General features: G+C 35.2%; 25 protein-coding genes. 18 read left to right on the top strand and 7 right to left on the bottom strand.

The window, feature by feature from the left end; all coding sequences use genetic code 11:
* The first annotated feature begins 9 nt into the window (after positions 1-9).
* From VBZ51_RS06785 to VBZ51_RS06750, 8 genes are all read left to right on the top strand, one after another.
* Positions 10-270: a thiamine-binding protein gene (locus VBZ51_RS06785; RefSeq protein ID WP_071340536.1), complete on the top strand. Its 261-nt coding sequence runs from the start codon at positions 10-12 to the stop codon at positions 268-270.
* Entirely contained in the window at positions 254-886 is a 633-nt protein-coding gene (pnuC, locus tag VBZ51_RS06780; RefSeq protein WP_058104890.1) for a nicotinamide riboside transporter PnuC, read from the top strand. The genes VBZ51_RS06785 and pnuC overlap by 17 nt, the downstream gene beginning before the upstream one ends.
* Complete coding sequence (locus VBZ51_RS06775; protein WP_071340534.1) at positions 847-1,410, top strand: AAA family ATPase; 564 nt, start codon at positions 847-849, stop codon at positions 1,408-1,410. The genes pnuC and VBZ51_RS06775 overlap by 40 nt, the downstream gene beginning before the upstream one ends.
* Positions 1,407-2,945, top strand: a complete 1,539-nt coding sequence (locus tag VBZ51_RS06770) for a DUF4301 family protein (protein WP_416576450.1) — start codon at positions 1,407-1,409, stop codon at positions 2,943-2,945. The genes VBZ51_RS06775 and VBZ51_RS06770 overlap by 4 nt, the downstream gene beginning before the upstream one ends.
* 207 nt (positions 2,946-3,152) lie before the next feature.
* Positions 3,153-3,455 (top strand): hypothetical protein, encoded by a 303-nt coding sequence (locus VBZ51_RS06765; RefSeq protein WP_416576449.1) that lies wholly within the window; start codon positions 3,153-3,155, stop codon positions 3,453-3,455.
* A 152-nt stretch (positions 3,456-3,607) separates the two neighbouring features.
* Positions 3,608-3,910, top strand: coding sequence for a hypothetical protein (locus VBZ51_RS06760; RefSeq protein ID WP_071340531.1), 303 nt, complete (start codon positions 3,608-3,610; stop codon positions 3,908-3,910).
* Positions 3,911-4,527: 617 nt separating this feature from the next.
* Positions 4,528-4,845, top strand: a complete 318-nt coding sequence (locus tag VBZ51_RS06755) for a hypothetical protein (RefSeq protein ID WP_058104895.1) — start codon at positions 4,528-4,530, stop codon at positions 4,843-4,845.
* A gap of 174 nt (positions 4,846-5,019) precedes the next feature.
* The gene (locus VBZ51_RS06750; RefSeq protein WP_416576448.1) at positions 5,020-6,378 is read left to right on the top strand and encodes a sigma-54-dependent transcriptional regulator; all 1,359 of its coding nucleotides are present in this window, start codon (positions 5,020-5,022) and stop codon (positions 6,376-6,378) included.
* Here the strand turns inward: VBZ51_RS06750 and VBZ51_RS06745 are convergent.
* Complete coding sequence (locus VBZ51_RS06745) at positions 6,353-8,812, bottom strand: hybrid sensor histidine kinase/response regulator (RefSeq protein WP_416576447.1); 2,460 nt, start codon at positions 8,810-8,812, stop codon at positions 6,353-6,355. The genes VBZ51_RS06750 and VBZ51_RS06745 overlap by 26 nt on opposite strands.
* A 394-nt stretch (positions 8,813-9,206) precedes the next feature.
* On the opposite strand from VBZ51_RS06745, the gene VBZ51_RS06740 reads away from it, so the two are divergent.
* Together VBZ51_RS06740 and VBZ51_RS06735 are read left to right on the top strand one after the other, a co-directional pair.
* A complete protein-coding gene (locus tag VBZ51_RS06740) occupies positions 9,207-11,369 on the top strand; it encodes a TonB-dependent receptor (RefSeq protein ID WP_416576446.1) in 2,163 nt (720 codons plus the stop codon).
* A 96-nt stretch (positions 11,370-11,465) separates the two neighbouring features.
* Entirely contained in the window at positions 11,466-12,131 is a 666-nt protein-coding gene (locus VBZ51_RS06735; RefSeq protein ID WP_058104899.1) for a hypothetical protein, read from the top strand.
* 3 nt (positions 12,132-12,134) lie between these two features.
* On the opposite strand, the gene VBZ51_RS06730 is transcribed toward VBZ51_RS06735, so the two are convergent.
* Positions 12,135-12,572 (bottom strand): hypothetical protein, encoded by a 438-nt coding sequence (locus VBZ51_RS06730; RefSeq protein ID WP_074670299.1) that lies wholly within the window; start codon positions 12,570-12,572, stop codon positions 12,135-12,137.
* A 132-nt stretch (positions 12,573-12,704) separates the two neighbouring features.
* On the opposite strand from VBZ51_RS06730, the gene greA reads away from it, so the two are divergent.
* Together greA and VBZ51_RS06720 are read left to right on the top strand one after the other, a co-directional pair.
* The gene (gene greA / locus VBZ51_RS06725; protein WP_058104901.1) at positions 12,705-13,181 is read left to right on the top strand and encodes a transcription elongation factor GreA; all 477 of its coding nucleotides are present in this window, start codon (positions 12,705-12,707) and stop codon (positions 13,179-13,181) included.
* Positions 13,182-13,259: 78 nt separating this feature from the next.
* Complete coding sequence (locus VBZ51_RS06720; protein WP_416576445.1) at positions 13,260-13,649, top strand: HIT family protein; 390 nt, start codon at positions 13,260-13,262, stop codon at positions 13,647-13,649.
* Here the strand turns inward: VBZ51_RS06720 and VBZ51_RS06715 are convergent.
* Both VBZ51_RS06715 and VBZ51_RS06710 read right to left on the bottom strand, forming a co-directional pair.
* Positions 13,646-13,996, bottom strand: coding sequence for a hypothetical protein (locus VBZ51_RS06715; protein WP_074670294.1), 351 nt, complete (start codon positions 13,994-13,996; stop codon positions 13,646-13,648). The two genes, VBZ51_RS06720 and VBZ51_RS06715, sit on opposite strands and share 4 nt — an antisense overlap.
* A 2-nt stretch (positions 13,997-13,998) precedes the next feature.
* Positions 13,999-15,147, bottom strand: coding sequence for a sensor histidine kinase (locus tag VBZ51_RS06710; protein ID WP_416576444.1), 1,149 nt, complete (start codon positions 15,145-15,147; stop codon positions 13,999-14,001).
* A 126-nt stretch (positions 15,148-15,273) separates the two neighbouring features.
* Here VBZ51_RS06710 and VBZ51_RS06705 point away from each other — a divergent pair, with 126 nt between their 5' ends.
* Together VBZ51_RS06705 and aat are read left to right on the top strand one after the other, a co-directional pair.
* Positions 15,274-15,651: a DUF3127 domain-containing protein gene (locus VBZ51_RS06705; RefSeq protein WP_058104905.1), complete on the top strand. Its 378-nt coding sequence runs from the start codon at positions 15,274-15,276 to the stop codon at positions 15,649-15,651.
* Between the two features lie 134 nt (positions 15,652-15,785).
* On the top strand, positions 15,786-16,418 hold the full coding sequence (gene aat, locus VBZ51_RS06700) for a leucyl/phenylalanyl-tRNA--protein transferase (RefSeq protein WP_416576443.1): 633 nt from the start codon (positions 15,786-15,788) through the stop codon (positions 16,416-16,418).
* Here aat and VBZ51_RS06695 read toward each other — a convergent pair.
* Genes VBZ51_RS06695 through VBZ51_RS06685 form a run of 3 tightly spaced genes read right to left on the bottom strand, consistent with a single transcriptional unit; the run spans position 16,410 to position 18,256 of the window.
* Positions 16,410-17,099: a DUF2490 domain-containing protein gene (locus VBZ51_RS06695; RefSeq protein ID WP_416576442.1), complete on the bottom strand. Its 690-nt coding sequence runs from the start codon at positions 17,097-17,099 to the stop codon at positions 16,410-16,412. The genes aat and VBZ51_RS06695 overlap by 9 nt on opposite strands.
* Positions 17,086-17,673: a hypothetical protein gene (locus VBZ51_RS06690; RefSeq protein ID WP_416576441.1), complete on the bottom strand. Its 588-nt coding sequence runs from the start codon at positions 17,671-17,673 to the stop codon at positions 17,086-17,088. Before VBZ51_RS06690 ends, VBZ51_RS06695 begins: the two co-directional genes overlap by 14 nt.
* A gap of 19 nt (positions 17,674-17,692) precedes the next feature.
* Positions 17,693-18,256 (bottom strand): DNA-3-methyladenine glycosylase I, encoded by a 564-nt coding sequence (locus tag VBZ51_RS06685; protein ID WP_416576440.1) that lies wholly within the window; start codon positions 18,254-18,256, stop codon positions 17,693-17,695.
* Positions 18,257-18,445: 189 nt separating this feature from the next.
* On the opposite strand from VBZ51_RS06685, the gene VBZ51_RS06680 reads away from it, so the two are divergent.
* Genes VBZ51_RS06680 through VBZ51_RS06665 form a run of 4 tightly spaced genes read left to right on the top strand, consistent with a single transcriptional unit; the run spans position 18,446 to position 23,558 of the window.
* Entirely contained in the window at positions 18,446-19,132 is a 687-nt protein-coding gene (locus VBZ51_RS06680) for a TetR/AcrR family transcriptional regulator (protein ID WP_416576439.1), read from the top strand.
* The gene (locus tag VBZ51_RS06675) at positions 19,125-20,807 is read left to right on the top strand and encodes a peptidase domain-containing ABC transporter (protein WP_416576438.1); all 1,683 of its coding nucleotides are present in this window, start codon (positions 19,125-19,127) and stop codon (positions 20,805-20,807) included. Before VBZ51_RS06680 ends, VBZ51_RS06675 begins: the two co-directional genes overlap by 8 nt.
* A complete protein-coding gene (locus tag VBZ51_RS06670; protein WP_416576437.1) occupies positions 20,800-22,152 on the top strand; it encodes an HlyD family secretion protein in 1,353 nt (450 codons plus the stop codon). The genes VBZ51_RS06675 and VBZ51_RS06670 overlap by 8 nt, the downstream gene beginning before the upstream one ends.
* 2 nt (positions 22,153-22,154) lie before the next feature.
* Positions 22,155-23,558 carry a TolC family protein gene (locus VBZ51_RS06665; RefSeq protein WP_215997265.1) on the top strand — a complete coding sequence of 468 codons (1,404 nt, stop codon included), beginning with the start codon at positions 22,155-22,157 and terminating at the stop codon, positions 23,556-23,558.
* The last annotated feature ends 38 nt before the right edge of the window (positions 23,559-23,596 follow it).

Below are 23,596 nucleotides of genomic sequence, written 5' to 3'. Positions count from 1 at the left end.
CTACATTATATGGACATATCGGTAGAGTTGACTTTTTCTCCCTTACAAGACGATTTTGAGCAACACATTATAGATTTTATTAAAAAACTAAGGGCTAGTGGATTAACCATACTTGAAAATCCTTTAAGTACACAGGTGTTCGGCTCTTATGATGAAGTGATGGAAGTGCTGAATACCGAGATAAAAACAGCGTTTGAACTTATGGATCGCGGGCTTTTATTCATGAAAATAGTTAAATCTGATAGAAGCGACTATGAGCCCCATTTTTGATTATCTCTTTGGGCAATATGCCGATTATAGTACATTGGATATTACACTTGAAATTGTAGCCGTTATTTTTGGCTTATTATCTGTAATATGTTCTAAGCAAAACAACATTTTAGTATATCCTACAGGATTGATAAGTACTTCAATCTTTGTATATCTCCTTTTAAAATGGGGATTGCTGGGTGATATGATGATCAATGCATACTATTTTATAATGAGTTTATACGGTTGGTACATTTGGACAAGAAAGGTTGATGCCGACCATTATACACCAATCACTAGAACAACGAAAAAAGAAAATGGAATTTCGGTCATTATATTCATAAGTACGCTTGTTTTTGTGTTTACCGTGTATCAGGTTTTTGATAAATGGAATAGCTGGACCGCCTATGTTGATACTATAACAACAGCTATATTTTTTGTGGGTATGTGGTTGATGGCCAAGAGAAAAGTAGAAAATTGGATATATTGGATCATTGGGGATCTTATATCTGTACCATTATATTTTTACAAGGGATTTACGTTTACAAGTTTTCAATATCTCATTTTTACAATTTTGGCCGTTTACGGCTATAACGCATGGAAGAAAAATACAGACAAGAGCCTTCAGATGTCTTAAAAGTTGTTCTTTTTGGTCCGGAATCTACGGGTAAAACCACTTTGTCAGAACAATTGGCAAGGCATTACCATACCGTTTGGGTACCGGAATACGCTAGGGAATATTTACAAGATAAATGGAACAACGAACGTAAAACTTGTGAACCTCACGACTTACTGCCAATTGCAGAAGGGCAAATGCGTTTAGAGAACAAGCTGGCCAAAAAAGCTACAGATATTCTCATTTGCGATACAGATTTATTGGAAACCAAAGTATATTCGGAAGCCTATTACATAGGTAATTGTGATCCTATTTTAGAAAAATATGCATTGCAGAATACATATGATCTTTATTTGTTGACGTATATAGATATTCCTTGGGAAGCAGATGACCTAAGGGATAAGCCCAACGAGAGGGAAAAAATGTTCAATTATTTTAAAGATACTTTAGAAAAATACGGTAAAAATTTTATTACCTTGAAAGGAGACAAAAAACAACGTTTAAATAAAGCCATTAACCATATAGATACCTTATTACATCAATGATTGAACTTACAGAAAAAGACCAAAAGCAACTAGAGAGTAAAGGAATTTCTAAAGAAACAATGCTGGGTCATATCCAGACATTTAAAGAAGGTATACCTTTTGTCAATTTAGAGAATGCTGCTGTTATAGGTAACGGCATTCTTAAATTTTCCGATGAAGAAGAAAAAGAACTTATTTCTTTTTACGACTCAAAATTGAAGGATCTAGATATTTTAAAATTTGTACCCGCTTCTGGTGCGGCATCTAGAATGTTTAAGGCTTTGTTCGCATTTTTAAATGCTTACGACCCAAATAATGAAACATTACAGGCATATTTGGAAAGAACAAATGACAAGGATATACTGAAATTTTCCGCTGGTTTAGAACGCTTTCCGTTTTATGATAAAGTAATGGAAAGTATAGGCGCTTCTTTTGAGTCTGAAGGTGAGAAAGTCTACAAGTTCGTTGCTGAACTTTTAGGAGATAACGCACTAAATTATGGCTTTTACCCTAAAGGGCTATTGCCGTTTCATAAATATGCTAATTCTACGGCTACCCCTTTTGAAGAGCATTTAAAAGAAGGTGCCCTTTATGCCGGTTCTAACGGAAAAGCAAAACTACATTTTACCATATCTGAACAACACGAACAAATGTTTGGCGATGAATTTAAAGCATCTGGACCAAAAGTTTCTGCAGATACAGGAGTTACTTATGATGTGGATTACTCTTTTCAAAAAGCATCAACAGATACTTTGGCAGTAGATATGAACAATGAACCTTTTAGAAATGAAGATGGTTCTGTTTTGTTTAGACCGGGTGGTCATGGTGCACTGATCCAAAATTTAAATGAGCAAGATGCCGATATTATTTTTATTAAGAATATAGATAACGTAGCCGTAATGAAAGATGCAAAGGCCGTTGCGGATAGCAAAAAGGTATTGGCAGGTGTTTTGTTGAAAGAGCAGGAAAAAGCATTTGAATTTGCTGCCTTATTGGATAAGGGAGAAGCGGATGATGCAACTATAGAAGAGATCAAAAACTTCTTAAAAACAAATTTAAATGTTCGTTTTTCGGAAGAGTTCGATTCAAAATCAAATTCTGATAAAGTAAATATTTTAAAAGATAAGATAAATAGACCTATTCGTATTTGCGGTATGGTAAAGAATGAAGGTGAACCTGGTGGTGGACCGTTTTGGGTTACTAACAGCAAGGGAGAAGTTTCATTACAGATTATTGAATCTGCTCAAATTGATATGAATAATTCTCAACAAGCGGATATTTTAAAGAATGCAACGCATTTTAATCCAGTAGATTTGGTCTGTGCTGTGCGTAACTATAAAGGTGAGAAATATGACCTGTTGAAGTTCGTAGATGAAAAACAAGGTTTTATAACAGGTAAGACCAAAGACGGTAAAGAATTAAAAGCACTTGAGCTTCCAGGTTTATGGAATGGGGCAATGGCGTTTTGGAACACCATATTTGTAGAAGTTCCATTAGTGACTTTCAATCCGGTAAAAAGTGTAGTAGATCTTTTAAAAGATTCGCATCAGGCATAATTATCTATGCTAAAATAAGGTAAAAAAGTGTGTAGATTCTACACACTTTTTTTGTTTCTGCACAATTTTACACAGGGAAGGAAAGTGTAGTTGAAATTATAAGACATTGTAAATCAATAATTTACATCTGTAAAACTTTAGGTTGCAAGGTTGGCATAATTATTCTAATATACCTATCAAGAATGTTTAATTTAAAAACGTAGAAAGATGAAAAAATTAGTTTTTGCCACAGCTTTAGCAATAGGTAGTTTAACAATAGGTACTGCAGCTACACCAATTATATTTCACGATGGTATTATGGAAGATGTTTTCATTCAAGATTATACCGAGATAGCAACTTCTGATTTACCGGCACCAATTGTAAATGCCCTAGCATCGGATTATCAAGGTACAATGCTGAATAAAGCATATGTTGATGATGAAAATAACTATAAATTAGAAATTACTTCTCAAGATGGTTCTTCTGTAGTATTGTATGCAGATGAAGAAGGTAACTGGTTAGAAATGTAGAAATTATAAGTTTGAGTTAGTTGTTTATAAAAAGCTGCCTAGGCAGCTTTTTTCAATTTAGCACCTTTAAATTATGGCAATGGAAAATCCATATGTCAGATTCTTCCGTAAATAATTATAGAAGTAGAGTTATTAACGATTAAAACATTAGCATGAAGAATTACGCATTATTAGTATTCTTGACTTTAGGAATAACATTGAACAGTACAGCAATGACAGGTTCAAATTTTATAGAAAAAGAAATTGCTATCAATACAGATGAGTACGTAAAAATAAAATCGAGTGAGTTGACACCTCCGGTTATTGAAGAAATACTAAAACAATACCCAACGTCTAAACTTGGTGGAGCTTATAAAAATGATAGAGGAGAATTTAAATTGATTATGGTACTTAAAAGTGGTACCCGAAGAACCGTTTATATAGACCAATACGGTAATTGGATCAATAAAAAATAACCTGAAAAAAAGTTTTCAAAATAAAAAAAACTGCAAAAAGCGGTTTTTTTTATTTAAAAATGTGACCTACCAGAAAATGTTGTGTCTAAATAAGTGAAGCAAATTATGAAACAATGGTCACATTAGTATTTATTTCGGTTTTAGGCACAGTTCTAATTTTTTCTTTAGGGATGATATCAAAACTATGTTTAGAGAAGTAAATAGCAATAATATCACTTTCGCGTAAACACTAACCGTTAACTATGAAAGTGCCACCAAATAATTGTATTTAAAATAATCCCCCGGATTAGCATTGCCAGTATTAGTTGTTGTTGAATTGATTAAGGTGTTGATTAAAAATTTTAAAACAAGAGTTTGATAGGTGGTTTGAGGGGGGCTGCGCATTGCAGCTCCTTTTTTTGTTTTCAAATAAGTTCTGGGTCACAAGAAAATGTGACTGTTTTATTGGGTAAAAATTATACAGATACTAGTATTGGGTACAGTTTTACACAGCTTTAAGATAGGTGTAGTATATGTAACATTCTATGTATCAGTATTTTTGGTTTTTTAGGGATAATGGCATTCTTTTTTCTTAGTTAATAGTATTGAAAAGTAGTATTAACTTAAATATTAGAAAGATGAAGACTTTATTTTTATTAGGAGCAATGACATTAGGTGGTTTTACAATGAACGCACAAGATGCATTAATAGCAGAAAACGGAATTCAACATAATCAAGTAAATGAAATGTTGGTCGTGGCCGATGATTTCAAAGAAATTTCGGTAGCAGAAGTTCCTCAAGCAGTATCAGATGCAGTAGCTAAGAATTTCCCGACTGCTAGTCTAGATAAAGCATATACGAACAGTGAGAAACAGTATAAGTTGGTACTGTCTCTTGAAGATGGAACACAAGGAACCGTATATGCCGATGAAAATGGGAATTGGATAGATATGTAATTATAGAGAAACTTGTTTGTTCAAGTTGGTTTGGTCAGGAAAGGATAGCTAAGTGCTATTCTTTCCTTTTTTTTTGCTCTATTGAATTGATTAATTAAGCTTTATGATAATTTTAAAATACAAATAGTCGGCTTATGGTATTTTTACGTAAATACTTAGAATACCAAACTTACTATGTCCAAAATTTTAATTTTAGAAGACGATACTTCTTTTGCCCAAATGCTAAAAAAGTTTTTGGAAAGAAATGGTTTTGACATTGTGGTAAGTCAGACCGGGTTAGATGGTGAAAAGCAACTCAAAGAGCAAAATTTTCAATTAGTAATTACAGATCTGCGTTTACCGGATTATGATGGCATTAAACTCGTTTCTCAACTAAAGGACAGTATTCCGGTAATAGTAATGACCGGTTATGCGGAAGTATCTACCGCAGTTAAAGCCATGAAAATGGGTGCGTATGATTATATTTCAAAACCATTTACGCCAGATCAAATGTTAGCCGTAATTGATGGTGCATTACACGCTAAACCAATTATTTCGAAAGAAACGGCTATTACAACAAAAAATGACTCAAAATCAACTGTAGAAAATGAAGATAAGTCGTCAATTTCTAATGACTTGGAGTTACTTAGTGAAGCTGCGCAAAAATTAGATGAACATATTGCCTTAGTGGCACCTACAGATATGTCTGTTTTAATTAAAGGTGAGAGTGGCACTGGGAAAGAGGTTACGGCTAAAGCAATTCATCAAAAAAGCAATCGTAAAGAAAAACCGTTTATAGCGCTAGATTGTGGGGCAATACCTAAAGAACTTGCCGCTAGTGAATTTTTTGGTCATTTGAAAGGAAGTTTTACTGGGGCTATAGCCGATAAAATAGGAAGTTTTGAAGCGGCAAATGGGGGAACGTTGTTTTTAGATGAAGTAGGTAATCTTTCTTATGAGAATCAAATACAACTATTAAGAGCTTTACAAGAGCGTAAAATTAAAAGGATCGGTAGCAATACTGAAGTGGAGGTTAATGTCAGAATTTTATCGGCCACCAATGAAGATTTAAAAGCAGCAGTTGAAAAAGGTAATTTTCGAGAAGATTTATATCATAGGTTAAATGAGTTTTCTCTTCAAATACCGGCTTTAAAAGACAGGCAGGGAGACTTAGCTGTGCTAGCATCTCATTTTTTGGAAAAGTTCAACCAAAAATTAAACAAGCAGATTCTTGATTTTTCAGATGAGGTGTGGAATGTTTTTAATACATACCACTGGCCAGGTAATATAAGGGAATTGCAGAATGTTATTCAACGTGCAGTGTTATTGACTACCACCAATGAGATACAAGTGAATACTTTGCCAGAAGAGCTAATGAGATCAAAGCCGGAAAGAATCGACTTAGGTAGCGTGTCTAAAGCAGATTTTGAAAAAGAGCAAATTGTTAATGCTTTAAAACGTACTAATTACAACAAGTCTAAAGCGGCCAAGTTATTACAAGTAACCAGAAAAACGCTGTATAATAGAATTAACTATTATGATTTAGACCTGTAGAGATTTCCTGTGAAATTGCTTCCATAACATCGCTTATTTCTTGCTCCAGCTTCGCGTATTTTTCTGATATCGTTTTATGGGTTAAATCATTTTTCTTCAGGGTTTCAAAAGTTTCTAAAGTGTGTACAATTTTGTTCACATGCAATTGCCTGAACATAGGTAGCATTCTATGTGCAGTACTATTTATTTGTGCAATATTGTTTGTGGTTACCGCCATTTTTAATTCATTTAAATTTTTCCCTGTATCATTTTTAAATGTGAGCAATACCTCGTCAATAGCGGTTTTGTCTTTTCCCAAAAAGAGTTCAATGGTTTCTAAACTGTAAAGGTTTTCGTAGTCATTTCTAGAAATGAAAGGTTTTTCATGAGTATGTTCAAAATCCATTTCAAACATGTTGTTTAGTTTTTGTAAAAGATTGGTTTTTGAAAATGGTTTTCGGATTAGTCCAGTAAATCCTTTTTCGGTAAAGTGATCTACCGTAAGGTCTCGTCTTCCGGTCATAGCTAAAATGGGTTGATTTACATAATATTTAAATGTTCCTGATTTAAGTTGGTCAACAATATCATAGCCGGAGACAGTAGGCATTTCAATATCGGTCAAAACCATATTGAATTTAAAATCTGAATCGGGTTGAAAAGCGTTGAAATCGGTAAAAAGTAAAACTTCTATTTCGGCTGACTTTAGCATTTCCCCAATTAGTTTCAAAAACGAAGCATCATCATCAAAAACAATAATTTTTAACCTATCCGGTTTTAAAGCGATTTTTGTTTCAACAGATGATTTTTCACCATAAGCAATAGGTATTTTAAGTGTAAAGGTGCTGCCTTTGTTCAAATTGCTGTCAAGCGAGATCGTACCGCCTAACAATTCGGTAAGTTTTTTGGTAATGGTGAGTCCTAATCCATAGCCACCGTACTTTTTGTCGGTATCGTTTTCTGCCTGTGTAAATTCTTTAAAGATTAGTTTTTGCTTCTCTTTTGATATCCCTATGCCGGTATCGGAAATTTTCAGGAAAAGTTGTTTTGTTTTTTGTTTTTCAATGATATTGCCCGTTAAGGTGATAGAGCCTTTATCGGTAAACTTATAGGCATTGCCCAGTAAATTTGTAATAATTTGACGTAATCGAAAAGCATCTGAAACAACAGGATGTTCTAAAGACTCATCTAAATGAAGAATTAAATCAATATCCTTGGCCGTATACTGTGCGGCAATACTATTAGCAGTTTCGGAAATTAAGTCATTTACCTTAAAAGTAGATCTTTTGACTACCATTTTACCGGCCTCCAATTGAGAAAAATCCAGCAAATCGTTTACCAGATTGTTCACATATGTGGTAGCGGATTTTATTTGGTCAATATTCTTTTTATTAACGGTTCCATGGTCGTTTTCTTCTATTATATTGGTGTAACCGCTTATGGTGTTTAATGGGGTGCGTAAATCATGACTTACCGTTGCAATCAATTGTTCCCTACTTTTTAATAAAGAGTCAGAGTAGGCCTTCTCTTTTTCAAGTTTCTCTCTGTATACATTTGCTTTCCAGAAATCTCTATTTATAATAAAAGTAAAAATACCAACCACTAGAAAACCGAGTATTGCTGCAATAACGGCAAGGCGAATACTTCTTTTTAACAAGGTTTCCTTTTTAATGGAGTTGTTGATGCTGTTCGTAATAATCTCTTGCTCAAATGAAGAGAGGATGGTACGTAACTGCTGCGAAAGTTCAAGATCGGTTTTGTTGATATTGGTCTCTCTAAGGGCCAAGGTGTTTTCGTTTATGGCATTTTCCTGTTTAACATCTTTCAATAGATTTTTAGAGACTTGTAGAACACTGTCCATAGTCTGTGCATTGCTTTGTGAATTACCGTTTGTGGGGACATTGGCATTAAGATAATCCGCAACCTTTTTTATGGTACTTTGGGCCTTGGGTGAAAGTTCTTCTAAATTAGGAGCTAAGCCTTCCGGTTTAATAATTCCTAAAGATTCCTCTAACTTATCAAATTCCGCTAGTGCAGAATTTATAGCGGTCCCTGTTTGGTCCTTAAGTCTAATGGCTCTTAAGGCATTAATATTTGTCACTTTTTTATCTAAAAGTGCGCTAAGGCTGTCTAAAAGGTTGTGTTGATATTCACTGTCCGTTAACGTTTTTATTTCTTGAATATTGGTGCGTATGGAGTCTATTTTGTTCTCATAGGCGCTAAAATTAATTTTACTTTTGGTTTGCAATGCAAGTTTAGAGAGACTTTCAGCTTCATATAACTGGGCTAAAAAGGAGTTTGTTTTAAGTAATTTGTTGTCTTTTTCCGTTGTGTTTTCAGTAGCAATGTATTCTTGAACCTCCGTATAGATATAGTATGATGCAATAATGCCCAATATGACCAAAAGCAAGTAGCTAATAGTAATTTTAAGGGTGAACTTGTTTTTCTTGGAATCCATGTAATATTTCTAATTGTATAGTAAAGACAGATTGAAATGTATAGTTAAATACGACAAAACAGGGATAATAAGTTCTAAAATGATGTTAATTAAACAAGATGTTATTTTTTCAGATTTATTTATGAGAGTTAAAATTACTGCATTACATTTGCGGCATCTCAAAGGGGTGCCAAAATCCTGAAATTTTTTAGGACAAAGCTGAGATTATACCCAAAGAACCTGGGCGGGTAATGCTGCCAAGGGACCGAGCGTTAAAAAAATGTCCGGTGGACATTTTTAGCGAGGGGCCAGCCAGCGTAATGGCTGACTTCATTTTGGAAAACTAAGTCTTTAAATAGGCAAAATCAATTTTTACTTAGAATAATAGCCCCTTTTATTCGTAATTATTTTACGAATGAAACTTACTATTTTCACAATTGCGGCGTTTTTTGCGTTTAGTCTTGGAGTCAGTGCCCAAGAACAGGTAACTGATTCTCTGGAGGGTCAAAAAGTAGTCTTAGACGAAGTTTTCGTCTCTGCGGTAAGGGTAACCAAGCAATCTCCGGTTACATTTTCAAATCTTACAAAAGAGGAAATTAAACCAAGAAACCTTGGGCAGGACATTCCTGTATTAATGAACTTTTTACCATCTGTGGTAACTACTACAGATGCTGGTGCCGGTGTAGGTTATACTGGGCTTAGAGTAAGAGGTAGTGATGCTACACGTGTAAATGTGACCATTAACGGAATACCTTATAACGATGCCGAGTCTCAAGGTACATTTTGGGTAAATATGCCCGATTTTGCTTCTTCAACTGAGAGTTTGCAATTGCAACGTGGTGTAGGTACATCAACCAATGGTGCCGGTGCTTTTGGCGCAAGTTTAAACTTGTTGACAGACGGTTTTTTACAAGACGCGTATGGTCAAATATCAACTTCTATAGGTAGCTACGGTACATTAAGAAATAATTTAAAGTTCAGTACCGGATTATTAAATGATCATGTTGAAATTTCAGGGAGACTATCTAAAATTAAATCAGATGGTTATATAGATAGAGCAAGATCGGATTTGGAATCTTATTTTTTACAAGCGGCTTATAAAGATGACAATACTTTGATCAAGGCATTGATGTTTGGGGGTCATGAAATTACGTACCAAGCTTGGTACGGTATAGATGGTCAAACTTTGAGGGATAATAGAACTTTTAATCCTTCAGGTATTTATACTGATTTAGATGGTAATACCCAGTTTTATGATAATGAAGTGGATAATTACAAGCAAGACCATGCACAATTATTATGGAACGAACAGATTTCTGATTTTTGGAGTACAAATATTGCGTTGCACTATACAAGAGGTAGAGGTTATTTTGAGCAGTATAGAGAAGCCGATGATTTTTCTACCTATGGTTTTGAGCCACTGATTGTAGATGGTGAAGAAGTGAATACTACCGATTTAATTAGAAGACGATGGTTGGATAATGATTTCTACGGAACCGTTTTTTCTGCAAATTACAAGAAAGAAAAGTTAGATTTAATAATAGGTGGTGGTCTTAATAAATACGAAGGCGATCATTTTGGTGAGGTAATCTGGGCTAGATATGCTAGTAATAGTAGTTACAGAGATCGTTATTATGATGATAGTTCATCTAAAACAGATTTTAATTTATACACAAAGGCAAATTATCAATTAACAGATCAATGGTCATTGTATGGAGATGTTCAGTATAGAACAGTTGGGTATAAAGCAAACGGGGAAGATACCGGTCTTGTTGATGATACGTTCAATTTTTTCAATCCAAAGGCAGGAGTAACCTTTGATCTTAATGCGAATAATAATTTTTACTTGTCGTATGCGGTTGCCAATAGGGAACCCAATAGGAACGATTATGAAAATGGTAATCCAAAACCTGAGAAACTAAATGATTTTGAATTGGGATGGAGGTATGTTTCTCCTTCAGTTCAGGTAAATACCAATGTATATTACATGAACTATAAAGATCAGTTAGTGGTTACTGGTGAATTAAATGACGTTGGTGCACCATTAAGGGAAAATATTGGTGATAGTTACAGGCTAGGTTTGGAAGTTGATGCAAATATAATATTGGGTGAAAAATTCAACCTAAGGCCTAACATTGCCATCAGTCAAAATAAGAACAAAGATTTCTTTATTGATAGAGATGGTATGCTACAAGGTTTAGGAGATACCAACATTGCTTATTCTCCGGGCTTGGTGGCGGGTAACGTTCTTAGTTATATGCCATGTGATGCTATGAATATTTCGCTGTATTCAAAGTTTGTAGGTGAGCAATATCTAAGCAATACAGATACAGAGGCATCTAAGCTAGACTCTTATTTTACCACAGATTTCAATATTACTTATGAGATTAACATGAATAGCATTGTAAAGTCTATCGTGTTTTCAGGTTTGGTAAATAACATCTTCAATGAAAAGTATGTTTCTAACGGGTATACTTATGTAGATAGTTGGTCTACACCTGGTAGTTCATTTGAAGTACAAGGTTACTATCCGCAAGCAGGAACTAACTTTTTATTAGGTGCAACAGTGAATTTTTAGTTGATAATAGAAAGATATAAAGTTGTCTTAAATATTTGTTGAGGATGTAAGGCGCATAGTGGAATAATCTAAATTAGGAGACTAATTATCAGGGTTATGGAGCGCAACATTCCAGTTTTTGGCAGTAGGTTAAGAAACAACATAGTAACGGTGCCAGAGGTCATTTCTCAATGCTCTGGCATTCGTGTTTTTGGGCAATCTATAAAGTCGTTTTTGTTTAGTACGGACGTAGCTATTATAAGAAATACCAATGCCAATGCAATTATAGCGGTATATCCGTTTACACCGCAACCGGTAATATCAAATGCTTTGATATTGGCTGCCGACAAGCCTATATTTTGTGGGGTCGGTGGCGGTTTAACAACCGGGGTACGGTCTTTAGAATTGGCAATACATGCAGAATTTCAAGGTGCTTTAGGGGTGGTTTTAAATAAGCCTACCCCAAACAGCCTTATTACGATGCTTAAGGAAAAAATTGATATACCGGTAACCATTACGGTGGTTTCGGAAAAAGATGATATTAAAGGTAGAATAGATGCAGGTGTGGATATATTCAATGTGTCCGGCGCAGCTAAAACTGCAGATATCATCAAAAAAATTAGGGATTTAAATGATAAGGTTGCCATCATTGCCACGGGTGGAAAATCTGACGATTCTATAGTTGCAGCAATAGATGCCGGGGCAAATGCAATATCGTATACACCACCAAGTACAGGTGAACTGTTCAAAGAAATAATGGAGAAATACCGCGCTGAAGAATAATGATTAGTTAGAGATGATTACACTACCACCACTAAAGGTGGTACGATATTCAAGCATGTCATAATATCGATTTTCATCATCTGGTCTATTCAATAGTTGACCGGTAAATAAGCTGTATTCATAATCTTCGCAAGAACACGTTGCAATTTGTCCATTTAGCTGCATGGTAGAGCAATCGTTAGGTGCATGATTTGGACAACTGGCCTCAAATGCCCTAAATTGATCAAAACCGGCATTGATAACAAAAACACCTCGTGTACCGGCAAGATCACTTTGAATATATACGGCACTACCCGTATTTGTAAGTGGGCTGTAGGAAGGCAAGTTTAAATTAGCTTCAAAACGAAAGCCTATTTCCTGTAAGTACGGATTTCTGTTGGTTCCATCATTGCTACAAGCAGTGATAATCAATAGAATTAGGATACTTAATCTTCTGAACATGCTATAATTTTGTTTTCAATAACTTCAACAAATGTGCGTAAAATTTATGTATATTTGTGTTAAATCCTCTCTTAAAAAGCCGAATTAACAGGCATTTGCAGAGGATTTGTCTATTTATAAAACGAGGAAGTTATGAGTAATATATCATACTATACTGTCGAAGGGTTAAAAAAACTAAAGGCAGAACTAGATCATTTAAGAGATGTTGAGCGCCCAAAGGCGTCTCAAGCAATTGCAGAAGCAAGAGATAAAGGCGATTTGTCAGAAAACGCAGAATATGATGCTGCAAAAGAAGCACAAGGTTTGTTGGAAATGAAAATTTCCAAGATGGAAAATACCGTGGCCAATGCACGTATAATTGATGAGTCGCAATTAGATACCTCTAAGGTATTGGTACTTTCTACCGTAAAGCTAAAAAACCAAAATAATGGTATGGAAATGACCTATAAATTGGTAGCGGAAAGTGAGGCGGATCTTAAAACGGGTAAAATATCTGTAAGCTCACCAATTGGCAAAGGACTTTTAGGTAAAAAAGTGGGAGATACTGCTGAAATTACTGTTCCTAGCGGAGCAATAAAATTTGAAATTCTTGAAATAACAAGAGCTTAAATTTTTTAAATAACTATATTTAATCCTATCCTTTTGAAAAGGGTAGGATTTTTTATTTCCATTAAATAGTAAACGATTATGCCAACGATTTTTACCAAGATCATAAATGGTGAAATACCATGTTTTAAAGTAGCTGAAGATGAAAATTTCTTAGCATTCTTAGATATCAACCCAAACGCTAAAGGGCACACCTTGTGTATACCTAAAAAAGAGGTAAATAAAATATTGGACTTGGATGAGGAAACGTACTTGGGTCTCATGTCATTTTCAAGAAAAGTGGGTAAGGCTCTCAAGAAAACAGTGGATTGTAAACGTATTGGTATGTCCGTTATTGGGTTAGAGGTACCGCATGTGCATGTTCATTTAATTCCGTTGAACGAAATGAAAGATGCAACTTTTCAACACAAGGTAAAACTAAGTGATGAGGAACTGGCAGACTTGGCCCAGGAAATTGGAGCTAAGATTTAAATGGCACCAGAAATAAAAAGGTAAACAGCTCCTGCGACCAAGGCGATCATAGCTAATAAAAGCCCATAAAATAATAATGTTGGTTGAGATGATTTTTTAGCTGGAACAGCCGTTTTTTGATAATAGTTGAACATGCGCTCTATATCATCCGTCCAACTTACTGGGTAGATTGTAGTATGGCAGGTATTGCAAACTAATTTATTGCTGAGGTCTCCAGTAATCTTATGAAAAAAGCTACCGTAGGTGTGTTTTTGATAAAAAGTAAGACTTAAATCCTGATTAAAACACTCCGGACAGTTATTGGTCAGTTGAGCTTCTTTAATAACTTCAAATTTTTCCTTCGCCATAATTAGTGAACCACTTTTAAAGAAATTTGCATTATAGTTCCTTCTTTGCCAGATGATGACACCTTTATTTTTCCATCGTGATACTCTTCCACAATTCGTTTAACCAAAGAAAGTCCTAAGCCCCAACCTCTCTTTTTTGAGGTGAAACCGGGTGTAAAGATACTATTATAGTTGCTTTTTGAAATACCGTGCCCGGTATCGGCAATTAAAATATTCACGAATTTATGATCTGGTACTATTTCAATGGCAATGCTGCCCTTGCCTCGCATGGCATCAATTCCGTTTTTAACCAAGTTTTCAATAGTCCAATTGTATAATGAACTGTTGAGCATAACGGGCAAGTGGTCCACTTTAGAGCTAAATGAAAAGTGAATAAGTTTAGAACTTCTTCTTTTCAAATAATCAAAAGCATCTTGTGTTTCTTTTACAATATCACTTTCAACAAGTTTTGGCAATGATCCAATTTTGGAAAAACGTTCGGTAATGGTCTGTAGCCGGTCAATATCCTTTTCAATTTCTTTGGTAATACTTGGGTTAATGTCTTCAGATTTTATAAGTTCGTTCCATCCTAAAAGAGAAGATAGGGGAGTGCCAATTTGGTGGGCGGTCTCTTTGGCCATACCTGCCCATAATTTATTCTGTTCGGCAGCCTTATTGGTCTTGAACAGAAAATAGATTACGGCGGCAAAAAGAAAAATAATAAGAAGTAAGGCAATAGGGTAAAACTTCAGCTTGGTTAAAACGTCAGAATTGCCGTAATATAACGTGGCTAAATGTTCGCCTTGCTGATCAATGGAAATAGGGGTATTTTCATTCTTGAATTTTTTTAGTTGACTTTGAATGTAGGCGGAGTCCTGAGCTTTGTTTGGTGGAAAATTATTCACCCTTATAGACTTGTCTTTGTTTATAAGGATCATTGGGGTAGAAGTGTTGTTTTGAAATACCTTTAAATGAAGACTGCCTAAATCTACAGTTTCAGAGGATTGCAAAAATTCTGATTGCGCAGTAGCCCAAATCTCCATTTTTAAACGCTCTTCCTCTTTAAATTGTTTAAAAAAGCTATTGGTATTCCATAAGATTAGACTAACCACAACAAAGGAGCCTACCAATAGAAAAATGTTGGAAATTTTGTTTTTAGGAATAAAGTTCATCCAATAGTTATCTAATACTAAAGATAACCCTAATTGTGAATAATTGTTGTGTTGTAATCTATGTACCGTGTTTTATTACCGCTTCATTTTATGTATTTTTGAAATCTATTGTAAAAAGAGTTCAAGATGGAAATAGAAGGTAAAGTTAAGTTGATAGGTGAAACCCAAACTTTTGGGTCCAACGGGTTTAGGAAAAGAGAGTTGGTCGTTACTACAGACGAGCAATATCCACAGCATATCATGATAGAATTTGTTCAAGATAAATGTGATTTGTTGAACAGTTATGCCGTAGGGCAAGATGTAAAAGTTAGTATTAATCTTAGAGGAAGAGAGTGGACAAATCCTCAAGGTCAGGTAAAATATTTCAACTCAATTCAAGGTTGGAGGATAGAAAATTTATCTCAACAAGCACCGGCGCCAGGTATGCCACCAGTACCACCAATGGAGGCATTTGAACCAGCTGATAATTTAAACGAAGAGGATCATGATGATCTTCCGTTTTAATAATTATAGCACAATAAAATAAGGGGTACTGTCCTTTAAATAAAAAACTTGTTTAGCTTAAAAAGTTGAACAAGTTTTTTTGTTTTCACACCTTTGGTTAATTTGAACAAAAACGAAAAAGTCTCAAAAGAATCATGTACTTTTTAACTGATGAACTTGTCTTTCCGCCCGTGGAAAATGCCAATGTTGAAGGCTTGTTGGCCGTTGGTGGCGATCTTTCCCCAGAGCGGTTGTTGTTGGCCTACCAAAACGGAATTTTTCCATGGTTTGATAACGATTCTATAATATTATGGTGGAGTCCGGATCCTAGAATGGTGCTATTTCCAAATCAGATAAAGGTCTCTAAAAGCATGAAAAAAGTAATACGAAACAAGCAATTTAGGCTTACTAAAAATACTTGTTTTGAAAAGGTTCTAGAATATTGTTCTTCCGTACCAAGAGAAGGACAAGACGGTACATGGATTACCGAAGCAATGAAAACCGCATATATTAAATTACATGAAAATGGCATTGCCCAATCCTATGAGGTTTGGGAAAAAGATAAACTGGTAGGGGGCTTGTACGGTGTTGATCTAGGTCATGTATTTTGTGGAGAAAGCATGTTCAGTCTTACATCTAATGCATCTAAGTTTGCCTTTATTGAGCTAGCGGAAGAATTGTTTCTAAAAGAGTATAAGGTAATAGATTGCCAATTGCACACCGATCATTTGGCCAGTATGGGAGCCAAAGAAATTGCAAGAAAAGATTTTATGGCAATCTTAAAGTGATATAACCAAACTATTTAAAAAGAGAAAAACGTGTTCAGTTTTTTCAGTATAATTCTCCATTCTGAACTGTACACCCAATTGTGCTTTTAAATGGTTTGAAATAGACCAACCTACTTGCGATGTTATGCGCTGGTCATACATTGCTTTGACACTTTTTTCAATACTTAATAAAGATTCTGTGGTAGCCACTAAGTATGGTTCTCCAATATCTGTTCTTAAACCTTTTAAGGGAATGTCAATGGCAAAACGATATCTAAAACGATGAATAAGTGTAGAAGGTTGTATGCGCTGCTCAATTCTAAACCGGTTGCCAAAGCGGACGCTATTGGTAATTTTGGTAATGTTGAATTGTTGCGTTAACCGTAGTTCATTTTCCTTGTCATTTTCAAATGCTTCTCTAAATCTATATTGTACTCCTAAGCCTATGCTCTTATAGGGATCTATTGTTAAAGAGGAAAAATGGGCTATTTCTATTTGGCGTACAGTTAACTGAGATTTGTTATTGTGATAGGTATAATTTCTATTCGATAAAGAAAAATTTTGTTTAAGTAAAGGGGTTACTTTGTAGTTTAAAGCTACTTCAGGCTCCCAATATGCAACAGTGTTATTTTGAGATTGAACATAACGTACACATAAGAACAGCAATAAGGTAAAAATGAACCGAAATCTAGTACAGTACATGGTCATAGTTAGGGGGAAGAGAGGTTCTTATATCCATAAAATTTCCATCGGCATCAAATAGAATCTCATAATCTAAATAGCCTTTTTCTTTTCTTCCAACAACTACCAGTTCGTAATTGTTAGAGGGTAGTATCAAGTTTTGAAATGCGTTTTTAAAAGTGTGATCAATAGGATCGGTATTTGAAGGATATTGCTGTTGCAGCCTTTTAATACGATATTTAGTGAAATTATTGTTCAAATACTCTTCTATTTTGGCAAAGGTATCATTAGGTATATCGTCTGGTTTAATTAGTATTTCAATATCTTCAAGATTGCCTTTTTTATCAAATTCAATGCTGTACCAAAGCTTGTCTTTTTTCAATTTCGCCTCATAACTAACTTTAGTGCTATCCGTCTCCTTATAGAACTTAATACGCCTATAATCTGTAACATTTTCTTCTATGGTAGAGATAGCAACAGCAGGAAACTGAGATTTTAAAATACGATGTTCCCTTTCGTATTTATACTGAGCCTGCCCAAACTGACTGTAAAAAAACAGAGTGGTTATTAGTAATAGCGTTTGAATATTTTTCATAATAACGGTGTTATGTTACTTACACTTCAGTGTATCTAAAACAATCTAGTTGATGATCATTTACCATGCCAGTGGCCTGCATAAACGCATAAATAATAGTACTGCCCACAAACTTAAAACCGCGTTTTTTTAGGTCTTTACTAATGGCATCTGATATGGGTGTATTGGCAGGGGCATCTTTGTAATTTACTACTTTGTTCTTAATAGGTTCATTGTTTACAAATTCCCAAATATAACTACTGAAACTACCAAATTCTTTCTGAATTTCCATGTAGGCAATGGCATTGGTCACCGTTGCCCTAACTTTTAATTTGTTTCTGATAATGCCCTCATCTTGTAGTAAAGAGAGGATTTTGGTTTCAGGATATTTAGCAATTTTCTTATAATCGAAATGATCGAATGCAACCCTAAAATTTTCTCGTCTTTTTAAAATAGTGATCCAGCTTAAACCAGCTTGAAAGGTTTCCAACACTAAAAACTCGAACAGTAAATCATCGTCTTTAACGGGTACGCCCCATTCTTGGTCATGATATGCTTCATAAAGCGTATCGCCCTTGCACCAACCGCATCTTACTTGTTCCATAGAAAGTTTCTTTAATGACAAAAGTATTTAAAAAGATCAGAACTTACCTTTTTCTTTAATTTGGTAGAATAGTGTTTAATTTCTTTTGGAGCCCATTAAAGAAAGTTTAAATTTAAGTTAATAGTTGTTAAACTATTATTAGTTGATAGTAATACTATTATATTTACATTTTATGTAATTGGTAGTATTATGGATAGGCTGTTGCAAGGGGTGCAGATAAAAGTTAATGAGAAACTTTATTTAAAGGACCCTGAATCTTCTGGACTAGGTAAAAAAATCGTTGAGTACAGTATTCAAATGATCAACGAAATTGGTTTTGAAAGGTTTACTTTTAAAAAGCTAGGTCATCAAATAGGTTCTAACGAGAGTTCTATTTATAGATATTTTGAAAACAAACATAAATTACTTGTTTACCTAACCTCTTGGTACTGGGGGTGGATGGAATATCAATTGGTCTTTGCAACGCACAGTATTAAAAATCCAAAAGAAAAATTATTAAAGTCCATTATAATCATAACTAGGGAAATCAAGGAAGATTCCGTATTTTCTCATGTCAATGAAGTCTTTTTAAATCAAATTGTAATCAATGAATACTCTAAAGCTTATTTGACCAAAGAAGTAGACGAAGAGAATAAAGAAGGTTATTACGCTATATATAAAAGATTGGTAGGGCGTTTGTCTACTATGATTTCCGAGGTTGATGCAGATTATGAATATCCTAAGAGTTTAGCAAGTACCATTTTGGAAAATGGTTTGCACCAACATTATTTAAGAGAGCACTTTCCGTCACTTACAGATTGTAATAAGAAAGTGACACCAACACAATATTTGACTCACCTTGTATTCAATACATTAAAACAACACTTAAATGAGTAAAAACATACTAACTGCCTGGCAGCGTTTTTTAGGACTGTTAAAACTGGATAAAAAGGATATTTTTCAAGTTTTCTATTATGCCATATTCGCGGGGGTCGTCAACCTGTCGTTACCATTGGGTATACAGGCAATAATAAACTTAATGCAAGGTGCTCAAATTAGTACATCTTGGATCGTATTAGTCATTTTGGTGACATTGGGTGTTGCTTTTGTTGGGGTGCTGCAGCTTATGCAAATAAGAATCATTGAAAATGTACAGCAAAAGATATTTACTAGGGCATCTTTTGAGTTTGCATATCGTTTTCCTAAAATTAAGATGAGCGAACTGCACAATTACTATCCGCCAGAATTGGCAAATAGGTTTTTTGATACCTTGACTATTCAAAAATCGTTATCAAAAGTATTGATAGATTTTCCAGCGGCATTACTGCAGATTGTTTTTGGGTTATTGCTACTATCGTTTTATCACCCATTTTTTATTGTTTATGGTATGTTGTTGCTGTTGTTGATTTACGTGGTGTTCAAGTTTACTGCTCAAAGAGGTCTGGATACGAGTTTAGATGAATCTAAGAGTAAATATAAAATTGCGCACTGGCTTCAAGAGATAGCCAGGTCTATAGTAAGTTTTAAGTTATCTGGTAAAACATCTCACGCATTGGATAAAAATGATACCCTCGTAGTCAATTACCTCAATGCAAGGGAAAGTCATTTTAGGGTTTTGGTATTGCAGTTTATTCAAATGATCGGGTTCAAGGTTTTGGTCACCGCAGGTCTTTTATTGATTGGTGGGTTATTGGTGCTTAATCAAGAGATGAACATTGGTCAGTTCGTAGCGGCCGAAATTATTATTCTTTTAGTAATCGGTTCGGTTGAAAAATTAATCTTAGGATTGGAAACGTTTTATGATTTATTGACATCTCTAGAAAAGATGGGGCAAGTGGTAGATAAAGAACTTGAGGCTCAAGAAGGAGAAAAACCATTTATGGAGAACCAGGCCTTTACTGTTGAGCTAAGTGAAATATCTTACAGTGTACCACAGCCAAAAAGACAAATAATTAAGGATCTAAGTTTAACCATATCCCCTAGTTGTACTATTCTTCTAAGAGGTAATAGTGGTTCTGGTAAAAATACTTTATTGCGCTTAATTGCGGGAATCATTGAACCAGACAGTGGTGGTGTGTACGTGAACGGAGTTTCGTTAAAAGGTATGAACCTTAATTATTACCGTTCGCACTTAGGTCAATCATTACCGGAAGAATCCCCATTTGAGGGTACAATCTTGAACAACATCACCTTTGGTGATAAAGAGACCACAAATGAGCAAGTGTATTGGGCGTTAGATAAAGTAGGACTTACGGATTTTGTAAAAAAACAACCAGAAGGTCTTAATACGGTATTGTACCCTGAAGGTAAACAGATTCCATATACCGTGTCAAAAAAGATAGTGTTGGCTAGAAGTATTGTCCGTAAGCCAAAACTGCTCATTCTTAAAGACCCGCTTGATCAGTTCAATGTAGATGAAGCAGACCGTATTTTGAGTTTTTTAAGTAATCCAGCTAACGGTTGGGCATTACTTGTAGTAAGTGAGAACGATAAGTGGATCAAAAAATGTTCGCGTATCATAACCATGGAAAAAGGACAGATTATTAACGAAATCCAAGGAAAAGATGCTTAATATATCTCATAACAAACTTAACCGGAAAGTCTCTATAGATAGATTCAAATCGGTACAGAAGGTAAACCACAAGAGGCACTACAAGCATTTTAATAGGTTTCTTTTGGCATTTGCCGTGGTAGGTGTCATAGTACTGTTTTTGCCTTGGACGCAGACCATAACCGCTAGAGGTAATTTAACTACGTTGACCCCGGGGCAAAGACCTCAAACTATTCAATCACAAATACCGGGTAGAATAGAACAATGGTATGTACAAGAAGGAGATTATGTAGAAAAAGGAGATACCATATTGTTCATTTCTGAAGTGAAATCAGAATATTTTGATCCAGATTTAGTGGAGCGCACAGGGCAACAATTAAAATCTAAGAGTTCATCTGTAACCTCATATGGTGAAAAGGTGAAGTCGTTGGACAATCAAGTTGCGGCACTTATCAATGAAAGAAGATTAAAACTTGAGCAAGCAAAGAACAAGCTGCTACAGGCCAAATTAAAGGCACAAAGCGATAGTATTGATTTTGAGGCCGCTAAGACAAATATTCAAATTGCTGAAAGGCAGTTTGAAAGAACTGTGCAATTAGAGAGCGAAGGTTTAAAAGCGGTAACAGATGTTGAGGCAAAACGGTTGAAATTGCAAGAAACCCAAGCAAAGTTGCTCTCGCAAGAGAATAAATTATTGGCGGCCAAGAACGAAATAATCAATGCGGAAGTAGAAATCAATAGTGTTCAAGCATCATATACAGATAAGATCTCAAAGGCACAGAGCGATAAGTTTACGGCGATGTCCAATCAATTTGATTCTGAGGCTCAGGTCAGTAAGTTGGAGAATGATTATACCAATTATAAAATGAGGAGTGAGCTGCGTTATATTAAGGCTCCGCAAAATGGGTATGTCAATAAGGTATTAACAGCAGGTATAGGAGAAACGTTTAAAGAAGGCACGCCGTTGGTAGGTATTATGCCGGCAGATTATGATATGGCGGTTGAAACTTTTGTGGCGCCAATAGACTTGCCTTTGATCCATTTAGGAGAAAGTGTTAGAATACAATTTGATGGTTGGCCGGCTATCGTTTTCAGCGGATGGCCAAATGCATCATATGGTACCTATGCGGGTAAGGTGGTAGCTATAGAAACGTTTATAAACCCTAATGGTAAATATAGGGTGCTGTTATCTCCGGATGAAGAAGATCAAGCATGGCCAGATGCCTTACGTGTTGGTTCAGGGGCAAATACTATTGCCTTATTGGAAGATGTGCCTATTTGGTATGAGCTTTGGCGTCAGTTAAATGGTTTTCCACCTAACTATTACCAACCTGAAGGTGCCCAGGACAAACCCGTAAAAAAATAATGATGAGAAGCATTTTTTTCTTTTTCTGTATATGTGCCGGTTTTTTTGTGTCGGCCCAAACGGTAGATTCTGTCCAGCTAGGGTTTAAAGAGTATTTAGGATATGTAAAAAAGTACCATCCTATTACTAAACAAGCTGAGATGGTAATGAGCGTTGGGCAAGCAAATCTAATGAAGGCCCGTGGTGGGTTTGATCCCAAAATAGCGGTAGATTATGCAACTAAAGAATTTAAGGGAACGGAATATTATGATCTTTTAAATACTACGTTTAAAATTCCTACCTGGTATGGTATAGAATTAAAAGGCGAGTTTGAGCAGTACTCTGGAGAATACTTGAACGCAGAGCGAAATGTACCTGATGATGGATTGTACAGTGCCGGGGTTGCCCTTTCTCTAGGACGTGGTTCATGGATCAATGAGCGTATGGCAACCGTAAAGAAGGCAAAGTTTTTTAGGGAGCAATCTAAAGCCGATAGGGATCTATTGGTCAATCAAATTTTGTTCGATGCTTCATTGGCATATTTCAATTGGTTGCAGGCTTATAGAAATAGTATATTGTTCAATGATTTTTTAGAGAACGCTAAAGTAAGGTTAGAGGGGGTCAATAAAAGTGCCAACGCTGGTGAAATTGCTGCTATTGATACCGTTGAGGCTAAAATTGCCGTACAAAACAGAGCTTTGGAAAGAGAGCAGGCTAATGTAGTTTTACGTAACGCAAGATTGGAGCTTTCCAATTTTCTCTGGATGGGAGAAAATATACCTATGGAATTACAACCAGGTGTGGTGCCAGAACTGTCTTTAGATGTAGAGATAGATCAAGCTTTGGAAATTTTAGGTAAACCTTTAGATAGTTTTGACCTTGAAAATCATCCTAAGCTAAAATCCTTAGGGTATAAAATAGATGGTTTACGCGTAGATAAGCGATTAAAAACAAATAAACTATTACCTAAAATTGACGTTGAGTATAAGTTTATTACTGAAACGCCCGAGTATTTAAATTCATTGGAAACCCAAAATTATAAGGGTGGTTTAAATTTTGAGTTACCTTTATTTTTAAGAAAAGAACGGGGAGACTTAAAACTGGCTAAACTGAAATTAAGGGATGCACAGTTTGAGTTAGATAACGCCGAGGTGCAAATTCAGAATAAGGTATTGGCTATATATAATGAGTTGGCTTCTTTTGAAAATCAGAATATTTTAATAGATGATATCGTTGCCAGTTATGAGGCGTTGCTAGCAGCGGAAGAACGAAAATTCAGTTTTGGGGAGAGTTCGTTGTTTTTGATCAATTCAAGGGAATCAAAGTTAATAGATGCGGTCTTAAAACAGAATCAAGTAGAAAATAAATATTTTACGGCGAAGGCCAAATTATTCAACAGCCTGGCCGTCAATCCTGAAAATTTGTAAGTATTCTATTTGTAATGCTACTAATGTGATCGATCAAG

Origin of the sequence: Maribacter sp. HS (assembly GCF_048059195.1) — a bacterium.
GTDB classification, from domain to species: Bacteria; Bacteroidota; Bacteroidia; order Flavobacteriales; family Flavobacteriaceae; genus Maribacter; species Maribacter dokdonensis.
The sequence above is the reverse complement of the archived record's forward strand: the minus strand, read 5'-3'. Positions and strand labels throughout refer to the sequence as shown.